Here is a 13031-nt window from a genome sequence, read left to right as displayed (position 1 = left end):
TCATCCTTCCTTTCTCATTAGTTGACTGATTGCTTGTTGCATTTCTGTTAGGCTATGCTGTCTTTGTCTTCCACAAACTTTCGCTTCTGCTTCACAAATGAAACAAGTCCTTGGTTTGTGATTTAGTTCGGTACGACTGACAGAACGTAAGATTTTGTCCTTTAGATAAACGACATCTAAATCCATTAAGCGACCATAGACATGCCTTTCTTCAATCTCAATTAGTTTTTTCTTCAACTCTTCAGATGTTTCATCAAGGACTAAATAATATTCTGAACCTGTTTTCAGCTCTCTGTGATTGCGAGCGACTATTTTTTCAGGAGGAAAAAGAGCATTGATCTCTTTAATGACAGTTAAGAAGATATGTCTTAGCCGCTCGTTCGTCTTTATAGGTCCAGGAATATTCATGGTAGCACTTAATAAAACACAAGCAGGATGCTTTTGTAAAAGTTCTCGCTGAATAGTTACTCGCTTATCTCGAGCGTTCAGCATGTCTATCAGTGTAATCGTTTCTCCCTTTAAGTAGGTTTCAGACATTTCTGACCACATCGATAATTGACCCATCACGATATTCGATCAAGGCAACGACTTTATCGCCATATTTGATGGCATCTGGTTTATCTACAATACTATAGGCTTTTTCTTGAAGTTCTTTCATTGTTAATTGTGGAACATCTAGTGCTTTAAAGTGTTCTACTAAGTCTTGTCTTTCTGGATTGATGGCAATCCCAACTTCTGTCACCACCACATCAATACTACTACCTGGCGTTACAACTGTATTTACTTCTTCAACGATTGTCGGAATTCTTCCTCTGATCAATGGTGCAATCACTAAACTCATTTTGCAAGCCGCACTTGTATCTGAATGTCCGCCAGATGCGCCACGAATTATACCATCTGATCCAGTAATCACGTTCACATTAAAATTCGTATCGATTTCTAACGCTGAAAGAATTGCAGTATCTAATTGATTGATGACAGAGCCCTTACTTAATGGTGAAGCATACATATTTGCATCGATTTCGTAGTGATTCTCATTCTTACCTAAAGAAACAGCAGAAGGATGATCAAAATCTTGGACATCGATGATTTTTTCAACGAGTCCTTCTTCTAATAATTCAACCATTGCGTTCGTGATACCACCTAAAGCAAAACTAGCAGTAATCCCATCTTTGATCATGGCTTCTTTCAAAAATCTAGATACAGCTAATGCTGCACCGCCAGTTCCCGTTTGGAAAGAGAAGCCATTTTTATAGTAAGGCGAATGTGTGATAACTTTCGCTGCGTATTCCGCAATCAAGAGTTCTTTTGGATTCTTTGTAAAACGAGTAGCTCCTTTAGCAATCCCATCAGGATCACCGATCGCATCAACTTCTACAACAAAATCCACATCGGTTTGTGGGATACTGATTGGTGTGTTGGGATAGGGCATCAAGCTATCTGTAATGACTACTACTTGATCTGCATACTTCGCATCGATCATTGCATAGCCTAATGAACCACATGTTGCTTTGCCTTTGGTTCCATTTACATTGCCATAGGCATCTGAACTTGGTGCGCCAAGAAAAGCCACATCAATATGGATATCACCCGTAGCAATCGCTCTCGCACGACCACCATGAGATCTGATCACAACAGGGTTTTCCATGATACCTTCAGAAATCGCAGCACCAACTTTATCACGTAACCCACTAGAGGTAATATTTGTTACCACTCCATTTTTGATATGGTCGATCAATGGTTCATGAACATTGGCAATCGAACTTGGCGCAATTGATAGATTTTTGATGCCTATCGCTGCGATTTCCTTTAATACCATGTTCATCACAAAATCGCCTTCTCTGAAATGATGATGGAAAGAAATCGTCATCCCATCTTTTAATCCTGTTTTTTTAATCGCTTCTTTTAAACTTCCTAATAGCTTTGTATCCCTTGGTCTGACAGGATTGATTGTGCGGCTAGATTCTTTGTACTCCTGAATATTCGCTAGTTCACCTTTAAATAAACCGTATTGCTCAGCATAATTATCTGGAATTTCTTTGCCTACATTATTTTTCATTTTAGACTTCCTCCTCAGAAATTAATTTTGCTGCAATGGCTAAAGCAATTACTCGCTCTGCACGTTCAACAATTGGTTTATCGACCATTTTTCCGTTCACTGAAATCACGCCTGAGCCTTTTGCTTCGGCTTCACGAATTCCCCAAATTACTTCTTTTGCATGTTGGATTTCTTTTTCAGTCGGCTCATAGACACTATTTACCAATGGTATTTGACGTGGATTAATGACTGATTTTCCATCAAAGCCTAATTGTTTGATTAATTCAACTTCTGCTAAGAAACCTTCTGTATTCTCTACATTTGAATAAACAGTGTCAATTGCTGCAATTCCGGCAGCTCTAGCTGAATGTAAAATAAAACTACGGGCAAAAAATAATTCTTGTCCATCTGGATAACGATGTGTTTTCATATTTGTTACATAATCCTCGGCTCCAAGCGCAATACCGATCAAGCGATCACTTGCCTGAGCAATCTCTCGAGCATTTAAAACACCCTCTGCTGACTCGATTGCCGCCATCATTTTCGTGGTGCCAACAGCGATTCCATATTTTGTTTCCATTTCAGTGATAACTGTCTCTACATCCACAATATCTTGAGCAGTTTCTGTTTTAGGTAAACGAATCACATCAACACCTGCTAAAACCATCGCTTCAACGTCTTGTCTCCCTACTGTATCTAATCCGTTGATTCGAACAACAGTTTCTACAGAAGAATAATCAAATGTTCTCAAGGCATGATAGACAAGTAAACGGGCGCTATCTTTTTCTTTTAATGAAACCGCATCTTCAAGGTCAAACATCAACGAATCAGCGCCATATAAAGTGGCGTCTCTTAACATTGAAGCATTCGCTCCAGGTACAAACATCATCGTTCTTCTTAAACGTTCCATGTATTTAACACCTGCCAGTCTACATTTTCTTCACCAGTAGCGCGATAAACAGCTGCCACCGTTCGAGCTTGAATTGTACAATCCAATGCTCCCTTATCAATTGCCTGAACCTTCGCATCCGTAACTGACAAATTAGTTAAAGTTTCTTGTATTTTTTCACGAATTTGACGACCAAATTGCTTTTCAACACTACTGTCTAATTCAATTAGAATTCCTTGTCCGCTGTTTTTTCCAATTGTAATCATGATATCACTTGATTCAGTTGTACCAGCAGATGCGTTTTGTTTGATTTCCAAAATATACACCTCATTACTTATTTTTTTGTTTGATTATTTCTTCAAAAGTTTTAGGCGGAACAAGGGGCTTGATCGCTGTATAAAGTTCCTGTTCCATCAAAGCTCGCACTCTAGTAGCACTGATAACTTCTTCACCAATTCGTTTTCTTGGTAAAATAACTAGCTTCAGCTGAGAACCAAAAGTCTTTTTCATTGCCTGATTATAAATCTCTGTTACCTCTGAAAATGGCTCTTCTCCAACAAATCTAGTTGTAATCGATAAAGCAGAAGCAATCTTTTCTTTAAATAAAGTAGCATCCAAAACAGCTTGAACTTGCGCAATATTAGCTTTCGCTTGATCTTTCAAAAAATAAGATGGAAAAGTTGCACTGGATACCATGTATTCTCTTGTTGGTAAAACAACAACGTTTGATAAATGACTGACTCCTTCTTTTACCAGTTCAAAACGAGTCTTTGCATCAAACAGAGAGCGCTCCTCAGACAAAACAAAGAGATAAACCGTCTCAGCACGTTTAGCGGCCTCTGTAACTAAGTATAAATGACCCTTTGTAAATGGATTGGCATTCATTACAATTGCTGCATTGTACTTTGTCATTCGCTGATGCTTTTTAAGTTCCGCTAAATAGTCTTCAAAGTCAGGAAAGCCTTGCTCCATAAAAACCAGTTCAGCTGTTGCCGCAATTTCAGCAAAGCCTAAAGATTGAAACAACTGACTGTTTTTTGGTTTGGTATACAAAAAATAATGCTGATACCCCATTTCCTGCAACCGTTCTCGTAATACTTGAACAATTTTAGAAAGTAAATTTTCATTTTGATAAGAGAAGTCGATTGCAATGCATTTCAAAATATTTTGAAAAATCGAGCCTGTTCCAATAAGCTTCTCCTGATCATAGATACCGATCGTATAGTCTAGATGATCATCAGGTATTAGATCAGCCCTAGTTAGAAAATCTGACCACTGCTGCCTTCCCCTCTGATCTCGATCAAGCCAAATTCTTCTGATATTCATTCCGTATCACTTCCTATTTATTCGGTGGAAATACTTTACTTAACACAAGCGACGCAAAGTAAATCACAAAAATGACAACAAACACGCCACCCCACCCAAAAACCAACAGTTCAAATGATTTTAGTAAATCAGCTGACATAAGCCAAGCTCCTTTCTTCCTATGCTATCAAAATCCTACGCAAGTAATGCCAATAATAAACCGCCCGCAATAACGGATGCGATTTGTCCAGATACATTAGCACCTGCTGCATGCATTAAAATAAAGTTCTGCGGGTCTTCGTCCGTTGCCATTTTTTGAATCACTCGGCTGGACATTGGAAACGCTGAAATTCCTGCTGCACCAATCATCGGATTGATTTTTTCTTTTCTAAACAGATTTAATAATTTCGCAAATAAGACACCGCCAACAGAATCCATTACAAAAGCAACTAACCCAAGTCCAATGACCATCAAGGTATCAACTTGTAAGAATTCTTCGTACTGCATTTTTACTGAAATTGCTAACCCTAACACAATACTGATGATGTTTACTAGCTCATTTTGAGCTGTCACAGATAAACGATCTAAGACGCCACATTCACGCAGCAAGTTCCCAAACATTAAGAAGCCAACTAGCGGAAGCGAAACTGGTGCCACCAATCCAGCAACAACCGTAATTACGATTGGAAATAAAATTTTCGCTGTTTGTGATACTTCACCCGCACGATACGTCATACGGATTTGGCGTTCCTTTTTCGTTGTAACGGCCTTAATTGCCACTGGTTGAATAATAGGAACCAAGGCCATATAAGAATAAGCTGCCACCATAATTGCGCCCATATATTTCGAATTCAATGTATTTGCAACGAAGATAGATGTTGGACCATCTGCTGCTCCAATAATTCCAATAGAAGCTGCGTCATTTAAATCGAAGCCCAATAATACTGCTGCAATAATCGTAAAGAAAATCCCGAATTGCGCAGCTGCACCAAACAATAATAAAAATGGATTTTGTAATAATGGTCCAAAATCGATCATAGCGCCAATTCCGATAAATAGTAATAGTGGAAATAACTCCGTCGAAATTCCCATGTCAAACAACACCTGAAAGGGACCGGCTTCTCCGCCAGCACTTAGTACACCGGAATTAGGAAAATTGACTAAAATCGTTCCTAATCCCATAGGCACAAGTAAAGTCGGTTCGTACTCTTTTTTGATACCTAAGTACATCAAGATCCCACCAATCACCATCATTACAATACGACCAGGCTCCTGTCCCATTCCCACTACGCCTTCAATTAATGTCTCCACAAACGTCACTTCCTCTTTTAAAATTAAATTACTTTTTTCTTATTTAATTGATTGTAATAAGCGGTTCTCCTGGATTGACCATATCACCTTGTTGCACATGAATTCCCGTAACTGTTCCAGCTTTGCCAGCTACGATTTCATTCTCCATTTTCATCGCTTCAAGAATCATTAATGGTTGATTTTCTTGAACCGTATCACCAATATTTACCAAAATTTTTAAGATTGTTCCAGGCATCGGTGATGGCATTGCATCACTTCCGGCTGGTGTGCTTACTGTAGGTGCTGCTTGCTCGCCCGGCGCAGGTGCTGGTGTTGTTGGTACTGCTTCTACCACAGGTGCTGCTGGTGCCGTTGGCGTTGCAACTGGCGCTTGTGGTACACCGCCAATTTCTTCCATCTCTACTAAATACTCTTTTCCATCAATTGCGATTTTAAACTTACGTAACATTTTTTCTCCTCCTAAAATTAAAAGTGTAGCAGGCTCGTCCAGGCTCGACTGAAAAATAGAAAAATATGTTTGTGACGCTTTTTGTCACAGGCAGATTTTATCTTTTTTCCGAGAGACTAGCCCATGAAACTAGATAACATAAAAGTGTAGCAGGCTCGTCCAGGCTCGACTGAAAAATAGAAAAATATGTTTGTGACGCTTTTTGTCACAGGCAGATTTTATCTTTTTTCCGAGAGACTAGCCCGTGAAACTAGATAACATAAAAGTGTAGTAGGCTCATTCTGCTCTGACTGAAAAATAGCTAAAATTGACGGTGATGCTTTTTATCACATTCAATTTTTATTTTTTCCAAAAAACTAGTCAAAACCGTCAAGTCATCCAAACTCTACTTCATTTTGTTTTCCTTGATTGATCGAATGACAAACTGACTCTGTGCGTGATCAGCTGCTGCAATACTGGTAGCGATCACAGAAACCAGTTGTGCTTCTGGATTTCTTTTTGAAATGCGTTTAATAACAAATTTACTTTCAGGCTGTTCTCCAGCCGCAATTGCTGTTGCAATTATCGAAACTAATTGATACTCTCCTCCTTCTATTGGAATGTAGCCAGCAACTTCCTGCCATTCATTCTGTTCTTCTATAGTAGGAAAAAGTGGTACTTCATCTTTTTTTATTTCCGTCTTTTCTTTATTAAACAGCCGTTCAAATAGACCCATGAACTCACATCCTTTCTGTTTATGAATTCATTATAGGTAAAAACGATTACAATAAAATGAATTCTTCAACCAGAAATTGTTCTTTCGCTGTTCCTTCTCCTCTCTATCCATTTAAAACATACAAAAACGTTGATATAACAACGTTTATAAGCATTTAAGGATTTATTAACATCTTATTAACATCTCTTTAAGAAACCGCTCTCATTTGTGTTTTTTTGGTGTTCTTTTTCCCCTCTTCATCTATTTATCTAAACTTTCTTCGCTTAAACTAAACATTGTTAAACGAAACAAGAAAGGGCTTTCTAGCATTACCTTATTGTTATTTTTCTATTGATCCAACACATCCAAAGAGACGCCCGATTGTTTTGGAAAACGAATTTAGTGTTGAAGGAGAGAAAAAAATGTTATTAACTGTTTTATCTTATGTGATGATCATCGTCTTTATGTTCGTCATCATGAAAAAGAAAATGTCACCGTTTACAGCTTTGGTTTTGATTCCACTGATTTTTGCTCTGATTGCAATGTTTGCTGGTGTTTCTAATAAAGGATCTATCGGAGACTTTGTTATGGAAGGAATCAAAACAACATCCACCACGGGTATTATGTTATTGTTTGCCATTCTTTATTTTTCAATTATGTTGGATGCGGGGTTATTTGACCCAATCACTAAGAAGATGATCCACATTGCAAAAGGCGATCCGATGAAAGTATTGATCGCGACGGCTGTTGTTGCAGCAGCTGTTTCTCTTAATGGCGATGGCACAACTACAACCTTGATTTGCTGTTCTGCTTTTATTCCTATCTATAAAAAGTTAGATATGAAATTGATGAATTTAGGTGTTTTGGTTATTTTACAAAATACGATCATGAACTTGCTTCCTTGGGGTGGACCAACTGCTCGTGCAATGAGTGTGTTGAATGTTGGTGCTGAAATTTTAGCTTACTTAATTCCTGGAATGATCCTTGCTCTACTTTATGTGATTTTCATCGTAGCACCTTCTATGGGTAGAAAAGAACGAGCTCGTCTTGGGATCAAACAGCTAACTGATGCAGAAATCGATGCCATGACAACTGTAACGGACGAAGAAACATTGGCGATTCGCCGTCCTAAAATTTGGCTATTCAATGCTATTCTAACGATTTCATTGATTGCGTTGTTGGTCACTGATTCATTCGTCGGTCTTGGCTTACCCCCGTTGTTCTTATTCTTAACCGGGACAGTTGTTGCTTTGATGGTCAATTACCCAGTCTTAAAAGATCAGTCTAAACGGATCGGCGCAAATGGCGGCGACGCTGTTCAAGTTGTTATTCTAGTTTTCGCAGCAGGGGTCTTTATGGGCCTTTTCCAAGGAACTGGTATGGCAGATGCATTAGCTCAAAGTTTCACAAAAATCATTCCAAATCAATTGGCGGGCTTCTGGGGCTTAGTCATCGCATTGATTTCAGCTCCTGGTACCTTCTTTATTTCAAATGATGGGTTCTACTTTGGGGTCTTACCTGTTTTAGCAGAAGCTGGACGTGCTTATGGATTCACCGATATGCAGATGGCATTGGCTTCATTGATGGGGCAAGCATTCCACTTGTTAAGTCCTTTAGTTGCCTTCATCTACCTATTACTTCGTTTAACAGGTTTAGATATGGGGCAATGGCAAAAAGAATCTGCAAAATGGGCATTGGGGATTTTCATTATCTTTGTTGTAACAATTGTGCTAACTGGCCATATGCCACTTTATATTCCGCAATAACATGTGACCTTTGAAAATCGCACAATCCTTAAAATGGCTTGTGCGATTTTCTGTTTAAGTAGAAGTTTTTCTTATATTTTTTAGCTGATTCTTAGCAATACAGAATGAAAAGATTCATTTATCTTTTCTATTATCAACGTGCAAAGGAGTGATCCAATGAGTACTATATCAGAAGCTGTTGGAAAAAATTTAGATTTAAGTCTGAATGAACCTTTAAAAGAACTCGTGTACAAAGCCTTTAGAAAAACGATCATTCTAGGAGAAATTCCTGCTGGACAACGAATCAACGAAAAAGAATTTTCCGAAGTGATGAATATCAGTCGTACGCCGATTCGTTACGCCTTACAAAAACTTGTTGAAGAAGGATTAGTTGATCATGTTCGAGGGGTAGGGATTATTGTTCGTGGCATCTCACTGAATGATGCAACCGAAATTTATGCAATCAGAAAGTCTCTAGATGTTTTAGCCACCATCACTGCAATGAAAGAGATGTCTCCAGAAGATTTTGATGAATTGAAAGCACTGCTGGAAGAAACAGAGCGTTTAAATGAAGCAAATGAAATCGACCAAGTACTGCAAAAATTTTCTGATTTTAATGAGCTGATCTATGAAAAAAGCAAAATGTTGCGATTAAAATCGATTGTTATGAAGTTGCGAGAGTACCTTGTCTATTTCCGAGATATTTCCATTCGCTCAAAAGATCGAAGAGATAAGGCGCTAAATGAACATTGGTTGATTTATCAATGCATGATGAACCAAGAAGAAGAACAACTAAAGCAATTGATTACTGAGCATCTAGACTATTCTCAAACATTCATTATTAAAGAAATGGAAAAACACTTACATGAAACAGCTAACTAAAAAAACAAATCCACAGCTGATCGGTGAATTTGCTTTACAAGCATTGTTGTATGAAGCCACTCTATCTCCAAAACCAGGTTTAGTCGATCCGGTAAGCTGTGGTGCACATAAAGATATGAATTATTTAACCTTTATCGATAGCAGCATCGCTCTTGCACCTTTTTTTACTGAATACGTCCAACTGGGCTTCACTCATGAAGGAACGCCTGTTGACTTATTTGAAAAGGTCCGAATGCTAGGACAACAAGCTGAAAAAATGATGCTGATCAAAACCAAAGGAATCAACACTCATAAAGGAGCAAATTTTTCTTTTGCACTGCTTTTAAGTGCCACTGGAAAAATGATGCAAGAACACCAATTAACGGTTCCCTTTTCTGAGCAAAACACTACGGACATTTTAGCGTATGTAAAGCATATGACAACCGGCTTACTTGCCAAAGATTTTGCTGACTTAACAAACAAAAAGCAGTTGAGTTATGGAGAAAAACTTTATTTAGACTATGGGATCACTGGCATTAGAGGAGAAGCCGAAGCTGGATACCCTTCACTCAAAACGATTGCTCTGCCATTTCTAAGACAATGCCAAAGACACTCAACAAGAGTAATGTTCTTGTTATTACTACTGCATTTAATGGCTACCACCGAAGACTCTAACGTGATCAACCGAGGTGGCATTTCAGCTTGGCAAAACGTCAAAAAACAAGCTGCGGATCTCCTCAACTTGTTTGCTGCCGATAATTCTGTGGAAGAACTAGAAAAATTACTGATTTTCTTTGATCAAAAATTAATACAAGACAACCTAAGTCCTGGCGGAGCTGCTGACTTACTAGCCTTAAGTTTCTTTTTTGCCCGCTTAGAAGGTTTAGTTTAAGCTTTACATACTTAAAAACTAGACACTACTTCCAGCTTCTTTTCCTTGTGGATTGAATAGATAGCCGATCCCCCACACTGTCTGTAAATATTGGGGCTTTTTAGGATCGTCTTCGATTTTATTTCTTAGATAATTAATATAAACAGTGATGAGATTTTTATCCATATCCCCATCACTCCAAACACTTGCATAAATCTGTTCTTTACTAAATACTTGATACGGATTTTCCATAAAGAACAAAATCATCATGATTTCTTTAGACGTCATATTCACTATTTCACTATTTTTACAAAATTGATATTGATGTTTATCAAATGAAAAGATGCCTTCTTTCAACATCGTTTCATCACGATGTTGACTTAGTGTCAATAGCTGTTCTGTTCGGTTCAAGGTACTGATAACTTGGGCGCGTAAAACATCTGGGGCAAAAGGTTTAGAAAGATACACATCTCCTCCTGATTCTAGACCACTGATAATATCCTGCTCGCTTTTTTTCCCGCTAACAAATATAATCGGTGTCAAAGGTTGCCGTTCCCTAATCAATTGAGCTAAATGATATCCATCATTTTCATGTTCTAAGCTGACATCCAAAAGAAACAATTGAAATTCCACTCGATCCATGATGTCTAATGTTTTTTCAATCGTATCACTTTGATACACCAATAATCCCGTTGACTGAAGCGACTTCCAAATCAAACGGCGAATTGCAGCATCATCGTCTACCACTAAAATTTTTTCGTTTCGCAACGTCTACACCTCTTTATTCTTTTGCCATTATCTATACAATAGCCGAATTATCTTTAAATTTCAACATGAACTTGTTATGATATGAACAGACTTTTAAAAGGAGCTATACCAATGAAACGAACGAATAGAATTGTAAACATCATGATTTCAGCAATGATTGTCTTTATTGTTGTATCCGTTTTCTTTGCAATTCGTGGTTTTTCCGTTATCCGCAAAACAACCACGGAAAGCGGACAGGACTTTTTACTGCAATCAACGGAATATGTTGGAAAAGTGATCCAACTTTCTATGAAAAATCGGCATCAAGCACTTAATTACTTAGCAATCGATGGCAATTTAAAAAATAGTGATGATCCCGCGACCTATTTACAAAATAGCCGCTCTTCTTTAAATACATTCTTTGACTCGCTAAATAATGAAGCGAATGTTCTTTTTTATATGGAAGCGGACGGTACACCCTTGTATGCTTTTCATTGGGATACTGAAAAAAAGCAGGTCGACATTGCAGATATCGAAACGATTCGGCCATTCATTCGTCATGACTTGTCTTTGAAACAGTTACTCGATAAACCAACTGCGCAAAACGGGGACTCTTATTTTATCAATAAAAAAGCCTATGTCAATTTTTACCAAGAAATCAAAACAACGACTGGTCAAATCGATGGTTATTTGATTTTACCGTTGAATTTGGAAGCCTTTTATAAAAATTTCCTTCAAGATTTTGAACTAGATTATAAAGGGTATCCTATGATTAAAGATCGATCAATGACCGTTGTAATGCATCCTGTAGCCCAACAAGTTGGGTTAGACATCATCAACGGGCGAGAAAAACTTTACCCCGATTTTGATTATTCTGATTTAAAACGTTTAGAAAAATATCAACTAAACCATTCTTCGGGAAAATTGACCTATAAATCTTATTGGTGGGATGAAGATACTCCTACAGAAGTTTTAAAAATCAGTGCCTTTGAATGGATCGATGTTGGTTTAGCCCATTGGGTGGTTGCCATCAATGCTGATTATAATGAACGAAATGATGATATTATAAATTTCGTGATCGTTCTATCCTTTCTTTTGGTTTTATTATTATTATTAATTATTATTTGCTCACTATTCATTCATAATTTCCGAAGAAAAGAAACGATTGAAGCAGAAAATCGGAAGCTGATCGAAAAACAGAAGCAACAAAAAATGCAGCATCAGCTTGAACTTGAACTCTATCAACGAAATAAAATGGAAACGGTCGGTTTACTGACGACGTCAATCGTTCATGATATGAATAATTTCTTAACACCGATTATTGGGAACACTCAATTATTGTTGGAAGAACATCAGGATGATCCTATATTAGAAGCAGATTTAGAAGAGATCTTACATTCAGCTCAAAAAGGAAAGCAATTATCTTCAAATGTGCTGCGGTTTTCAAAGCCGCAAAAAAGCGTACAAGAATGGATCGATATTTCCGCTGCAATCGGTGTCGCTACTCATCTAATAGGAGAAATCATTCCTAAAAACGTTAGACTTTCTCTCTCTATTCAAGAAAATCTAGGCACGACTAAATTGGAAGAAACGGATCTACAAAATTTGATTTATAACTTGATCACTAACGCCTATCAAGCAACAAAAGAGAATTCAGAAAAGGCGCAAAAAATTGCGATCAATGTGTCTCCTGCTTCAGAAGAATTAACTAAGACACTAAAAAAAGACAGTCATCGAACCAATCATATCGATCAGTTTGTGACACTGGAAATCTCTGATAATGGTCCAGGGATTCCGGCAGATTTAAAAGAAAAAATATTTGAACCCTTCTTCACCACAAAGTCAGCTGATGAAGGGACTGGCCTAGGCTTATTTGCGGTTACTTCGATTGTAGCAAAATATGAATGGCACCTTTCATTAGTTTCGGAAAGAGGAGAAGGGACCCACTTCTTCATAACAATTCCCGTTCGATCTTGTAAATAAATAAAAAGAAACATTCTTCTATTTTATTAATATGGAGAATGTTTCTTTTTAAACTAACCTCCCTAAATATGATCAAATACGCATCATAGTATTTTTTTTGTTCATTTTTCGTTATACTAGTAGTGAAATCATTTATTGA

At 37.7% G+C, this 13031-nt stretch carries 14 protein-coding genes; 4 read left to right on the top strand and 10 right to left on the bottom strand.

Annotated features, from left to right (window positions below; genetic code table 11):
* The 9 genes from citX to IGJ50_RS12815 all read right to left on the bottom strand — a co-directional run bounded on the left by citX (position 1) and on the right by IGJ50_RS12815 (position 6706).
* Positions 1–537 carry a citrate lyase holo-[acyl-carrier protein] synthase gene (citX, locus tag IGJ50_RS12855; protein WP_429950763.1) on the bottom strand — a complete coding sequence of 179 codons (537 nt, stop codon included), beginning with the start codon at positions 535–537 and terminating at the stop codon, positions 1–3.
* Positions 530–2059 carry a citrate lyase subunit alpha gene (gene citF / locus IGJ50_RS12850; protein ID WP_429950761.1) on the bottom strand — a complete coding sequence of 510 codons (1530 nt, stop codon included), beginning with the start codon at positions 2057–2059 and terminating at the stop codon, positions 530–532. The genes citX and citF overlap by 8 nt, the downstream gene beginning before the upstream one ends.
* Before the next feature lies 1 nt (position 2060).
* Positions 2061–2948: a citrate (pro-3S)-lyase subunit beta gene (gene citE / locus IGJ50_RS12845; RefSeq protein ID WP_069638692.1), complete on the bottom strand. Its 888-nt coding sequence runs from the start codon at positions 2946–2948 to the stop codon at positions 2061–2063.
* Complete coding sequence (gene citD / locus IGJ50_RS12840; RefSeq protein WP_069638693.1) at positions 2936–3244, bottom strand: citrate lyase acyl carrier protein; 309 nt, start codon at positions 3242–3244, stop codon at positions 2936–2938. The genes citE and citD overlap by 13 nt, the downstream gene beginning before the upstream one ends.
* 13 nt (positions 3245–3257) lie before the next feature.
* A complete protein-coding gene (gene citC / locus IGJ50_RS12835; protein ID WP_429950759.1) occupies positions 3258–4253 on the bottom strand; it encodes a [citrate (pro-3S)-lyase] ligase in 996 nt (331 codons plus the stop codon).
* A gap of 13 nt (positions 4254–4266) precedes the next feature.
* Positions 4267–4392, bottom strand: coding sequence for an OadG-related small transporter subunit (locus tag IGJ50_RS12830; RefSeq protein WP_429950757.1), 126 nt, complete (start codon positions 4390–4392; stop codon positions 4267–4269).
* 35 nt (positions 4393–4427) lie between these two features.
* Positions 4428–5543, bottom strand: a complete 1116-nt coding sequence (locus tag IGJ50_RS12825) for a sodium ion-translocating decarboxylase subunit beta (protein WP_010764492.1) — start codon at positions 5541–5543, stop codon at positions 4428–4430.
* Positions 5544–5586: 43 nt separating this feature from the next.
* Entirely contained in the window at positions 5587–5991 is a 405-nt protein-coding gene (locus IGJ50_RS12820; protein WP_429950755.1) for an acetyl-CoA carboxylase biotin carboxyl carrier protein subunit, read from the bottom strand.
* Between the two features lie 385 nt (positions 5992–6376).
* Entirely contained in the window at positions 6377–6706 is a 330-nt protein-coding gene (locus IGJ50_RS12815) for a hypothetical protein (protein WP_429950753.1), read from the bottom strand.
* Positions 6707–7107: 401 nt separating this feature from the next.
* Here IGJ50_RS12815 and IGJ50_RS12810 point away from each other — a divergent pair, with 401 nt between their 5' ends.
* The 3 genes from IGJ50_RS12810 (at position 7108) to citG (ending at position 10183) form a co-directional block, all read left to right on the top strand.
* Complete coding sequence (locus tag IGJ50_RS12810; protein ID WP_069638697.1) at positions 7108–8451, top strand: CitMHS family transporter; 1344 nt, start codon at positions 7108–7110, stop codon at positions 8449–8451.
* 156 nt (positions 8452–8607) lie between these two features.
* Positions 8608–9312, top strand: coding sequence for a GntR family transcriptional regulator (locus IGJ50_RS12805; RefSeq protein ID WP_069638698.1), 705 nt, complete (start codon positions 8608–8610; stop codon positions 9310–9312).
* The gene (gene citG / locus IGJ50_RS12800) at positions 9296–10183 is read left to right on the top strand and encodes a triphosphoribosyl-dephospho-CoA synthase CitG (RefSeq protein WP_429950751.1); all 888 of its coding nucleotides are present in this window, start codon (positions 9296–9298) and stop codon (positions 10181–10183) included. Before IGJ50_RS12805 ends, citG begins: the two co-directional genes overlap by 17 nt.
* Positions 10184–10201: 18 nt before the next feature.
* On the opposite strand, the gene IGJ50_RS12795 is transcribed toward citG, so the two are convergent.
* A complete protein-coding gene (locus tag IGJ50_RS12795; protein WP_069638700.1) occupies positions 10202–10930 on the bottom strand; it encodes a response regulator transcription factor in 729 nt (242 codons plus the stop codon).
* 111 nt (positions 10931–11041) lie between these two features.
* On the opposite strand from IGJ50_RS12795, the gene IGJ50_RS12790 reads away from it, so the two are divergent.
* Positions 11042–12892, top strand: a complete 1851-nt coding sequence (locus tag IGJ50_RS12790) for a sensor histidine kinase (RefSeq protein ID WP_429950749.1) — start codon at positions 11042–11044, stop codon at positions 12890–12892.
* Positions 12893–13031 lie beyond the last annotated feature (139 nt).

The sequence above is a fragment of the Enterococcus sp. AZ101 genome (assembly GCF_050499005.1).
Taxonomy (GTDB): domain Bacteria; phylum Bacillota; class Bacilli; order Lactobacillales; family Enterococcaceae; genus Enterococcus_L; species Enterococcus_L ureilyticus.
Note: the sequence above shows the minus strand (reverse complement) of the source record. Positions and strands in the feature narration are given on the sequence as shown.

What these genes read in the sequence shown, in the direction of transcription:
- IGJ50_RS12810 (WP_069638697.1), top strand. Translation starts at nt 7,108, where the DNA reads ATGTTATTAACTGTTTTATCTTATGTGATGATCATCGTCTTTATGTTC.
- IGJ50_RS12830 (WP_429950757.1), bottom strand. Translation starts at nt 4,392, where the DNA reads ATGTCAGCTGATTTACTAAAATCATTTGAACTGTTGGTTTTTGGGTGG.
- citG (WP_429950751.1), top strand. Translation starts at nt 9,296, where the DNA reads ATGAAACAGCTAACTAAAAAAACAAATCCACAGCTGATCGGTGAATTT.
- citC (WP_429950759.1), bottom strand. Translation starts at nt 4,253, where the DNA reads ATGAATATCAGAAGAATTTGGCTTGATCGAGATCAGAGGGGAAGGCAG.
- IGJ50_RS12790 (WP_429950749.1), top strand. Translation starts at nt 11,042, where the DNA reads ATGAAACGAACGAATAGAATTGTAAACATCATGATTTCAGCAATGATT.
- IGJ50_RS12815 (WP_429950753.1), bottom strand. Translation starts at nt 6,706, where the DNA reads ATGGGTCTATTTGAACGGCTGTTTAATAAAGAAAAGACGGAAATAAAA.
- IGJ50_RS12820 (WP_429950755.1), bottom strand. Translation starts at nt 5,991, where the DNA reads ATGTTACGTAAGTTTAAAATCGCAATTGATGGAAAAGAGTATTTAGTA.
- citE (WP_069638692.1), bottom strand. Translation starts at nt 2,948, where the DNA reads ATGGAACGTTTAAGAAGAACGATGATGTTTGTACCTGGAGCGAATGCT.
- citF (WP_429950761.1), bottom strand. Translation starts at nt 2,059, where the DNA reads ATGAAAAATAATGTAGGCAAAGAAATTCCAGATAATTATGCTGAGCAA.
- IGJ50_RS12805 (WP_069638698.1), top strand. Translation starts at nt 8,608, where the DNA reads ATGAGTACTATATCAGAAGCTGTTGGAAAAAATTTAGATTTAAGTCTG.
- citX (WP_429950763.1), bottom strand. Translation starts at nt 537, where the DNA reads ATGTCTGAAACCTACTTAAAGGGAGAAACGATTACACTGATAGACATG.